Source organism: uncultured Sphingomonas sp., assembly GCF_964250165.1.
GTDB lineage: Bacteria > Pseudomonadota > Alphaproteobacteria > Sphingomonadales > Sphingomonadaceae > Sphingomonas.
Window position 1 is genome coordinate 1 of record NZ_CAXUEK010000090.1, and the last position, 9,747, is coordinate 9,747.

The window sequence follows — 9,747 nt, forward strand, 5'->3', positions numbered from 1 at the left end:
TCCTGCATCGCTTCGCTGCCGCAGGCGCGGCCGTCCGCTATCGCGCCATTCACGCACGGACGGTCGGCGATATCGTCGCGCTGGACATCGCACTCCCGCGCAATGCACGCGATTGGCTGGAAGTGCTTCCGCCCGAGATCGAGGCGGGCATAGTCCACAAACTCTATTACGGGCACTTCTTCTGCCACGTCTTCCACCAGGATTACATCGTCGCCAAAGGCGTCGATCCGATCGCGCTGGAGCACGCCATGTGGAAATTACTCGACGCACGGGGCGCCGAGTATCCAGCCGAGCACAATGTCGGCCATCTCTACAAGGCGAAACCCGAGCTTGTCGCTTTCTATCGCACGCTCGATCCGCGCAATCAGCTTAACCCCGGTATCGGCCAGGCAACCAAGCAGCGCGACTGGCGCGAAGGTTAGGAATACTACGGCATTTGGGTTCGTTGCGCCTCAACCGCGGTCGAAGAAATCGACGTGACCGGTGGACAGTTCGTAATAGGCGCCGACGACCTTGAGCTTCCCCGCGGCCTGCGGCGCCAGCATGATCGGATCGGATTCCTTGCGCAGCGTGCCGACGACGCGCCGGACGTTCTCCTTGACCGCGTTCGTCACCGGATCGCCGGGTCGACCGCGGCTCTGCAGCACGGCCGGGATGATCGGCTCGATCATGTTGCCGATCGCACCGGGAAAGCGGGCGTTCTTCTCGACTACCGACATCGCCGCCTTCACGGCGCCGCAGGATTCATGGCCCATCACGACGACCAGCGGCACGCCCAGTTCGGCCACGGCGTATTCGATCGAACCCATCGCCACCGTGTCGACCGTGTTGCCGGCATTGCGGATGATGAACAGCTCGCCAAGGCCGCGGCCGAACAGCAGCTCGGGCGGCACGCGGCTGTCGGAACAGGACACATAGGCGCAGAACGGGGCCTGGCCTGCCGCGAGTTCGAGCCGACGCTTTGCGCTGATGTCGTTACCGGTCGACGCGCCGCGCAGAAACGCCGCGTTGCCGGCCTCCAGCAGCGCCAATGCGGCTTCCGGCGTCGATGCGGCGCGCGCCATCGGCTTTGCCGTAGGATCGGCGGCGTAGGCAGGCGCGCCGCTGCCCGCGAACAACGCTGTCGCCGTGAAGCCAGTGCCGGCGAGCATCGTTCTGCGAGACACCGCTTTCATCATCACACATCCCTTTTCAGGCGAATTTGCCGGTTCGTTCATAGCAAGTCGGTCATCACCCCGCCAGACGATATCCCGCATATCTGTTGTCATTCGGCGAAATATTATGTAGTTTTTGACAGTCATCGACCACGTCAGTCGTCGTGGGAGCACTGGCGACGGCGGGATATAATGAACGCACTGACATTTGCGAAATCCCGTTTGATCGTAAGGTCTCGTATCGCTGCCGAAAGGCCGCTGTCGGGCAGTCGCATTCTGATCCCGACATGCATTGCGTTGCTGGTGGTTGCTGCCTCCCCGGCACAGGCCGAGGACGAGGACGCACAAGTCTGGACTTCGCTGACCGTCAGCAAGTCGGTAACTCCCAAGGTCGACGCCACGCTAGAAGTGCATGGCCGCTTTACCGACGATGTCTCGCGCTTCGGGCAGCTCCTGATCCGGCCCAGCTTGACCTACAAGCTCGCGCACGGCTGGTCGTTGACCGGCGGCTATGCCTTTATCCGGACGCGCTTCGCAGGCGCGGCGCCGCATGAAGAGCACAGGCTCTGGGAGCAGGTCGGATATACGTTCGTGCAGAACAAGAAGACCGCCCTGAGCGTCGGCGGCAGGACTCGTATCGAACAGCGTTTCCGCGTCGGCGGAGATCAGGTGGGATGGCGGCTGCGGCAGCAGTTTCGCGCGCAGCTGCCGTTGACGGCTACGGGATCGCTGCGTGCCGTGCTCTGGAACGAGACCTTCGTCCAGTTGAACGACACGGACTGGGGCGCGCGCTCCGGCGTCGATCAGACCCGCACGTTCGTCGGCGTCGGCTTGCCGGTCGGTTCTCGCATCACGGTCGAACCCGGCTATCTCAACCAGATCGTCTACCGTCCCGGTCCGAACCGCATGAACCATATCGCCGCGCTCAACATCTTCGCGCGGTTCTGAATCGCGCAACCGTCTGCTTGCTGCGACTCAGTGCGGACAGCACTTCGCCGGGGCAGGCGCCGTCGCGGAGGGGCTCGTCCCCTTGCGTCCGCGCATGGCGTAGGGCGCCATCATCGCGAAGGCTTCGGGGATGTTGATCGGCGTCGGGTCGCCGCCGAAGCGCCGGTAGAAATAGAGGACGTTGGTGACAATGCGCTCGGCGCCGCCCCAATCGTCGAACTCGCCGAGCGATATGTCCTGGATCGCCTCGTGCAGTTCCATGCCGGCATCGAAGCGCGCACGCGCCTCGCGCTCGACATGCTCCAGATACTGCTTGACCTTCATCACGCCTGTCTTGTCGGTGACCGGACCATGTCCAGGGACGATCATGTCGACGTCCATCGCGAGCAGTTCGTCCAGCGCGGCCAGCCAGTTCTCGTGCGGCCCGGACCAGATGATCGGCGTGTTGGTCAGGAACACGATGTCGCCGGTGAACACCATCCGGTCGCTCGGCACATGGACGAGGATGTCGCCGCCGGTGTGCGCCGGTCCCACTTCGATCAGATGGACGTCCTTGTCGCCCACCTTCAGATCGCGCCGGCCGGTGAAGGTATCGTTGGGCAGCACGTGTTCGACATCGTCAAAGTCGAACGGCGGACCCAGCAGGTTGAACAGGAAATCGCCGACGACGCCTTCGGGCCGGTTGTCGAACAGGCGGCGCATCAGCTGCGGGGTCAGTTCGGCCATGCCCTGCTTGCAGGCGTCCGAGGCGATGATGCGCGCATGCTCCATCAAGCGGTTGCCGAACGTGTGATCGGCATCGCGGTGGGTGTTGACGAGCGTCGCGATGTCGCGCGCGCTGAGTCCGGTCGCATCGCGGTAGGCGGCGAGCATCTTCACGGTGAGCTTCTCGTCGCGAAGCGTGTCGATCAGCAGCGATTCCTCATGATCGGTGATGAGGCCGGAATTGCTCCACCCCCAGCCAAACCCCTGATTGCAATCCTGCATGTACGCGTAGAGCCCGTTGCCGAGATCCTGGACGCCATCGCGATATCCCGACATCCTTCAATCCCTCCGGCGCGACTGCGTTCGGTCCTAATACCCGCCGCTCGGGCTAGGATGGAGCCGGCGCGGCGCACAGCGCAAAAGGCGGACGGTCGTCCCGTCGCGGTCGCACGGGCATGGACGCGCAAAGCGTCCGACGGTCGGGACGGGCGTCCGCGAAAAGGCCGACACGCCGTTCCGTTCGCGTCCTCGAACCGCATCGGCTGGGTTACACCATAGGCTGCGAAATCGCTGCGAGCGCCACCACGCGTCCCGGCATGCGCGTCAGCGAAGCGGAAGGCCAACCGATGAAACTCGTGACGTTTCAGGATATGCGGGAAGAGCGCCTGGGCGCTCTCGTCGGAGATGGGGTGCTCGACCTGGTCGATGCCGCGGCCGCGCGGGGCGAGACGATCGCCCCCTCGCTGCAGGCCTTGATCGAGGGGGGCGCGTCGATGTGGAACCTTGCACGCGACATCATCGCCACTCGCCCCGAAACGGCGGTCAGGCACGACGTCGCCCTGCTCGCCCCTCTGCCGCGCCCCGTTCGGCTGCGCGATGCAAGCCTGTTTCTGGACCATATGGAAGCCGCCTTGCAGAAGGTCGGGCGGACGATGAGCCCGCGCTTCCGGGAGCAGGTGATCTACTACAATGCCGATCATGTGCATGTCTTCGGCCCCGACGCCGATATTCCCTGGCCACGTCTTTCGGAATGGCGGGACTACGAACTCGAATGGGCCTGCGTGATCGGCAAGCCCGGCGTCAACATCGCAGCGGAGGACGCGCGCGATCACATCTTCGGCTACACGCTCTTCAACGACTGGTCGGCGCGCGACCTGCAATTCCCGTTCATGGAAGCCGGGCTCGGGCCGGGTGCGGGCAAGGATTTCGCCAACAGCCTCGGGCCCTGCATCGTGACCACCGATGAGGTTCCCGATCCCTATGCGCTGCAGATGATTGCGCGCGTGAACGGCGAGACCTGGTCGCGCGGGACCACGGGGAGCATGCACCATCGGTTCGAGGATGCGATCGTGCAGTTGAGCCGCGACCGGCCGCTCGTCGCCGGCGAGATCATCGGGTCGGGCACGGTGCTGAGCGGCTGCGGGCTCGAACTCGATCGCCGCCTCGCGCTGGGCGATGTCGTCGAACTGGAACTGGAGCGTGTCGGCATCCTCAGGAACAGGGTAGTCGCGGCCTGAGGCGCCGCCGCGAAGCGTCTCCTTTCGATGCAGCCCGGCGCGCCGATCGGCGCTGTTTCGCGGTCGAATTGGTGGACAATGCCGGTCGATCGCGGTACGCCTTCGTTAAGGCCCGTTCCAGAGGCCGAAGGCGACCGCCCGGCCCCGCCGACGGAAGTACAAGGCTTCCCACGCAGTGAACGGTGACTTGCCTTATTGGAGAGCAGGTCTGTGAACATCGCATTCAGCGCCTTGATCGCCCCACTCGCTCCGACTCCGGCGCTGGCGCGGTCGAAGTGCGAAACGATCGCGCGTCTCGAGGAAAGCGCCTTGCGCTTGTTCTCGAAGCACGGCTTCGAAGGAACGTCGCTGCGCGATATCGCGAGCGACGCCGCAGTCCCCTTGAGCACGATCGATCGTTATTTCGGTTCGAAGCTCGATCTCCTCAACGAACTCAAGTCTTCGATCTGGAAGCAGGTCAATGCGGAGCGGGAAGCGCTTCTCAAACAGCCGATCGAGATCGAGAATGGCATGCCGACGCTGCGCGCGGTGCTGCATGCCTTTGTCTATCCGATCGTGAAGCGCAGCATCGGTGAGGAACGCTCGACCTTGTCCTTGCGGCTCCTGCGCGAATGTGTCGCGCTCGACGTCCACAGTGGATCGACCAATGCGCCAGAGTGGATCGCGAAAGTCGCCAACCGATGGATCGCAGCGATCGTCACGGCGGAGCCTAGCCTGTCGCGCGAACGTGCCGTCTGGGTCTTCTCGTTCGTCGTGATGACCGCCTTTTCGGAACAGATGCAATATGGCTGGTACGATCGACTATTGCCGTCGAACAGCGCGCTATCCACGGATGATCTGACGCGCATGATCGTCGATTTCTGCCACGCCGGAATCGGTGCCGTTTCGAAGAGCTGAATGCCTGCCGGTCGACGCTTCCCACATGATGTCGGGAATGGCCGCCGCGAGAGTTAGATCGGCGCCAGAATAAACCGTCATCGCACGATGTGGACGGCCGTCCGCAACCTCGCCTTGAGCCGCTCGACCTTCGGCCTACGCTGCCCTCGACGACGGCGGACTTCCATCCGGACTGCGCCACATCGGGTTCGGGGGGCAAGACGGTGAACGGATCGCAACCGAAGCGGGTGATCGACACGCATGTTCACCTCTGGCGCTATGCGTCGCCGTGGATGGCGTGGCTCGCGGATCGTCCGCCCAGCTGGGACATCATCCGTCGCGATTTCGCTTGGGCGGACCTGCGCCGCGAACTCGACGCCGCCCATGTCGCCGAGGTGATCCTCATGCAGGCTTGCACGACGCCGGAAGAAACGGTGATGCTGCTGGAGATTGCCGAGCAACAACCGAGCGTGCTCGGTGTCGTCGGCTGGGCGACCTTGCGCTCGCCCGCCGCCACCGAACGGCAGCTGGAGGATTTCGACGGCAAGCTCGTCGGCCTGCGCAACAACCATCTCTGGGCCCCCGACGGCGATATCATCGGACGCGAGCAATGCCTGGCATCGGTGCGGCTGCTGTCCGCGCGCGGCCTTCCGCTCGATCTGCACTTCCCCGACTATACCAGCCTGCCGCTGGCGCTGCGCCTCGTCGAGCAGGTGCCCGACGTGCGGCTCGTGATCGATCATCTCGGCAAGCCCGATCTCGGCAAGCCGGCGACGTTCGCGAGCTGGTCGGAGGCGATCGCGCCGCTCAGCCGGCATCCCGACGTGTTCCTGAAATATTCGGGCTGGGCGACGTTCACGGGCCGGACCGAGCCGTCGGACGTCCAACGGTATATCGACCGCGCGATCGAACTGTTCGGGACCGAGCGCATCATCTTCGCCAGCAACTGGCCGGTCGCGCTCGTCGCCGGCAGCTACCGCGATACCTATGATGCGACGCTTTCGACCCTCGCCGGGTTGAGTGCCGTCGATCTCGACAACATCATGTATGGCTCGGCCAGACGCTGTTACCTCAACCGTCAGTGACGCGGTGCCTGCGCGTCGATGAGAACGCAGGCGAGCACGGCGGGCTGATCGCTTTCCACGCGCCATCGAACGTCACGACGCGAAAGATCGCACCGCCGGGGGGCGGCTCGTGCAGGAAGGTGCGGCCTTCGTTGAGGTCGGCCGGGCCGCCGAGATTGGCGGGCGTTTCAAGATTGACCCAGAGGTCGAACGCGCCTTCCTGAGGTACGACCTTGTCGATGACGACATCCGAGTGGCCGTCGGCGGCGTTTGCCATGACATATTTCGTGGCCATCCGGTCTCTCCCGTTTCTCGATAGCCCAGTGTCGCTCGCTGTTGACGAGCGTCATCGCCGCGACGTGGACGAGCGTCCCGACGCCGTGCAGGCGGAGCGGCCACGCGGAACAGTTGTCCACCGATCCGGAGTGCCGAGCCTTGCTCGTCACGGTCTTGCAACGCACAATCGCGTTGCCTTTCAGGCCTCCTCTCCGAGAAACTCGTCGGGCCGGTTCGTACGAACCGGCCCGTTTTTCGCGTCGCCGGTTGGCGGTTGGATGCGCAGTCATGGAACGGGTTCGATCAGGTCGCGCGCACCCGCACCACCGCGTCGATCGCGGTCACGCCGCGTTGCCGTACGACCAGCGGATTGACCTCGGCCTCGACCACCCGCTCCCCTGCCCGCGACAAGGCGACGATCGCATCGGCGAGCCCGTCCAGATCGCCCCGCGGGCGCCCCCGATAGCCGTTCAGGGCGGCAAGCAGGCGCACCTCGCCGATCATCGTCCAGGCTTGATCGCGCGTGACCGGCGCCAGCCGCAGCGCGCGGTCCTGCAACAGCTCCGCCTGCACGCCGCCGGCCGCGAGCAGGATGATCGGCCCGGCATCCGCGTCCCGCCGGAAGCCGATGAGAACCTCCCCTACCCCGTCCGTCATCGCCTGGACGAGCAGCCGGGATGACAGCGCGCCGATCCGTTCAGCGGCGTCTCGAAAGGCGGCATCGTCCGCAACGCCGAGGATGACGCCCCCCAGATCGCTTTTATGCAGAACCGCGTCGGAGAGCAGCTTGACGGCCACGGGATAGCCGATCGGCGACGACTTGGCACTTGACGCGACGACGGCGTGACGCGCCGGCGGGATGCCGAGCTCGGTCAAAAGCGCATAGCCTTCCGCCTCGTCGAGTTGACGTTGCTCGCCACCGCCTGGCGGCGGCGGCGGCAAGGCTCTGGGTGGACGACGCGCGAACGCGGCGGCGATCGCATCGGCGCAAGTCTCAGGCGAGCGAAAGCTAGGCACGCCACCGAACGCGAGCGCGGCAAGCGCCTGGGGGGCATCGGGCGCGACGAACGCGACAAGCGGACGCGCGGCGCTCGCGGCTTCGACGATGGCGGGGACGAGAAGGTGCGGTTGAAAGCGCGCCGAGGAGCCCGCGACGGCGATCACCAGATCGAACTCCGGCGCGGTCAGCAGCGTTTCCAACGCGGCCGCCATCACCGCGGGCCTGGTGCCCGCGAGGGTCAGGTCGACGATCGTTCCGGGCGCCGCGGCCACCCCTCGCGCGGCGAGCGCCTCGCGGGTCGCTGCCGACGGCGCGGCGATCCGCACGCCCCGCACCCCGAGTTGATCGACCACCATCGCCGCCCCGCCACCCGTCGTCGTGACGACCGCAACTCGCGGTGGTCGGGCGCAGGCTTGCGGCATGGGCAGGCGGGCAAGCAGCGGCGGGCATTCCACCAGCGCGTCGATCGTCTCCACCCGGGCGATGCCCAGATCCTTCAGAAAGGCGTCGGCGACGACGTCTTCGCCCGAGATCGCGCCCGTGTGGGACTGCGACAGCTCGGCGCCCTGCGCGGACCGGCCGAGCTTGTACGCGACGATCGGCCTGCCGCGCCGCGCCGCTTCGAGCGCGAAACGGTGGAGCGATCGGCCGTGCCGAATACTCTCCAGAAACAGCGCATAGGACGTCACCAGCGGATCATCGAGCGTCGTTTCGCACACCTCACCCAGCGACAGATCGAGTTCGGCGCCGAGCGAGACGAACCCGGCAAAGCCGACGCCGCGCGCTTTGCCGCGCGACGATATCGCGCCGATCATGCTCCCCGAATGCGAGGCGACGAACAGGCCGCCCCGCGGCAAGTCTTCGGCGAAGGCCGCATTGGCGGTGAGCGTCAGGCCCGATGCGACATTCACGATGCCGATGCTGTTCGGCCCCAGCAGGCGGGTGTTGCCCCCGGCAAGAATCTGCTGCAGCGCCTGCTCACGCGCCAGACCCGCCCGGCCTTCTTCGCCATAGCCCCCGGCCAGGATGGTGGCGACCGGCACGCCGCGCTCGGCGCACGATGCCAGCGCAGCCGCGACATCATCGGTAGGTGCCAGGATGAAGACGTGGTCAGGCGTTTCGGGCAAGGCTTCGAGCGACGGCCAGGCGCGCTCACCCAGGACGGTCGGACGACGCGGATTGATCGGGTAGATGGTGCCGGCAAAGCCGCTGCGGCGGAGAAAGGCCAGAGGTCGCGCGGTCGTCTTGGCGGGATCGTCGGAGGCGCCGAGCAGCGCGACGCTGCGGGGACGAAGAAGGCCGTCGGCGAGCGTCATCAGGCGGCCCGCTGATCGAATTTGCGCCCGAAGACCTCCTCGGCGATGCGGTTCTTCAACACCTCCGTCGAGCCGCCCGCGACCATCCAGCCACGCGTTCGGCGGAAGCAATATTCGACCAGGCTCTCCTGACTGTATCCGAGCGCGCCCATCGCCTGAACGGCAAGGTTCGCGGCGTCGAAGCCGGCCCGGTTGCACATCAGCTTGGCGGCCGCCGTATCGTAAGCGGACGGCAGGCCCTCGGCGGACGCGGCGCGATAGAGCAGCAGCTGGGCCGCATCCATGTTGACGGCGGCTTCGGCGAACTGCCACTGCAGGCCCTGAAACTCAGCGAGCGGCCGGCCGAACTGGCGACGCTCCAGCACATGCTTCCTGGCAACCTCGAACGCATGGCGGCCGACCGCAAGCGAGCGGGCCGCGTTGCCGATGCGCTCGACGTTGAAGCCGGCGATCTGGCGCTTGAACCCGCCCTCCCCGAGCAGCAGGTTGCGCCCGGGAATGACGCAATCCTCGAAATAGAGCTGGCACCACTGTTCGCCGCTCATGAAGGAGGAGGGCTTCCCGACGGTCAGGCCCGGCGCATCCCGGTCGACGAGCACGGAGCCGATGCCTTGCGTGCCCGGACCGAAGCGCACGTACACCAGGTACACGCTCGCGTCCGCACTATGGGTCGAGAAGACCTTGCTGCCGTTGAGCACGATCCGCTCGTCCTCGATCCGGGCGCTGGTCTGCAATTCGGTCACCGCCGAGCCGGCACCCGGCTCGCTCATGCAGAGCCCGATCAGCGTGTCGCCCGCCAACAGCCCCGGCAGGTAGCGCGCCTTCTGTTCCTGATCGGCGTAGTGGACGAAGGTGCGGATCGGTCCGAAGTTTCCCGCCTGCACGACATCC

Annotated in this window: 9 protein-coding genes and 1 pseudogene; 5 read left to right on the top strand and 5 right to left on the bottom strand. The window is 65.8% G+C overall.

Annotated features, from left to right (window positions below; all coding sequences use genetic code 11):
• Positions 1-422, top strand: a pseudogene (locus tag ACFE64_RS13790) (D-lactate dehydrogenase); the annotation flags it as partial.
• A gap of 30 nt (positions 423-452) precedes the next feature.
• Here ACFE64_RS13790 and ACFE64_RS13795 read toward each other — a convergent pair.
• A complete protein-coding gene (locus ACFE64_RS13795; protein ID WP_375393035.1) occupies positions 453-1,178 on the bottom strand; it encodes a carbonic anhydrase in 726 nt (241 codons plus the stop codon).
• A gap of 168 nt (positions 1,179-1,346) precedes the next feature.
• Here ACFE64_RS13795 and ACFE64_RS13800 point away from each other — a divergent pair, with 168 nt between their 5' ends.
• Positions 1,347-2,102 (top strand): DUF2490 domain-containing protein, encoded by a 756-nt coding sequence (locus tag ACFE64_RS13800; RefSeq protein ID WP_375393036.1) that lies wholly within the window; start codon positions 1,347-1,349, stop codon positions 2,100-2,102.
• A 27-nt stretch (positions 2,103-2,129) separates the two neighbouring features.
• Here ACFE64_RS13800 and ACFE64_RS13805 read toward each other — a convergent pair whose 3' ends face one another.
• Complete coding sequence (locus ACFE64_RS13805) at positions 2,130-3,143, bottom strand: MBL fold metallo-hydrolase (protein WP_375393037.1); 1,014 nt, start codon at positions 3,141-3,143, stop codon at positions 2,130-2,132.
• Between the two features lie 260 nt (positions 3,144-3,403).
• Here ACFE64_RS13805 and ACFE64_RS13810 point away from each other — a divergent pair, with 260 nt between their 5' ends.
• The 3 genes from ACFE64_RS13810 (at position 3,404) to ACFE64_RS13820 (ending at position 6,285) form a co-directional block, all read left to right on the top strand.
• Positions 3,404-4,324: a fumarylacetoacetate hydrolase family protein gene (locus ACFE64_RS13810; RefSeq protein WP_375393038.1), complete on the top strand. Its 921-nt coding sequence runs from the start codon at positions 3,404-3,406 to the stop codon at positions 4,322-4,324.
• Between the two features lie 210 nt (positions 4,325-4,534).
• Positions 4,535-5,221 carry a TetR family transcriptional regulator gene (locus ACFE64_RS13815; RefSeq protein WP_375393039.1) on the top strand — a complete coding sequence of 229 codons (687 nt, stop codon included), beginning with the start codon at positions 4,535-4,537 and terminating at the stop codon, positions 5,219-5,221.
• A 227-nt stretch (positions 5,222-5,448) separates the two neighbouring features.
• Entirely contained in the window at positions 5,449-6,285 is an 837-nt protein-coding gene (locus ACFE64_RS13820; protein WP_375393042.1) for an amidohydrolase family protein, read from the top strand.
• Here ACFE64_RS13820 and ACFE64_RS13825 read toward each other — a convergent pair.
• The 3 genes from ACFE64_RS13825 to ACFE64_RS13835 form a co-directional block, all read right to left on the bottom strand.
• Positions 6,272-6,559: a hypothetical protein gene (locus ACFE64_RS13825; protein WP_375393040.1), complete on the bottom strand. Its 288-nt coding sequence runs from the start codon at positions 6,557-6,559 to the stop codon at positions 6,272-6,274. The two genes, ACFE64_RS13820 and ACFE64_RS13825, sit on opposite strands and share 14 nt — an antisense overlap.
• A 284-nt stretch (positions 6,560-6,843) precedes the next feature.
• The gene (locus ACFE64_RS13830; protein ID WP_375393043.1) at positions 6,844-8,856 is read right to left on the bottom strand and encodes an acetate--CoA ligase family protein; all 2,013 of its coding nucleotides are present in this window, start codon (positions 8,854-8,856) and stop codon (positions 6,844-6,846) included.
• Positions 8,856-9,747, bottom strand: an 892-nt coding sequence (locus tag ACFE64_RS13835) for an acyl-CoA dehydrogenase family protein (protein ID WP_375393041.1), incomplete at its 5' end; no start/stop codon positions are given. The genes ACFE64_RS13835 and ACFE64_RS13830, both read right to left, overlap by 1 nt.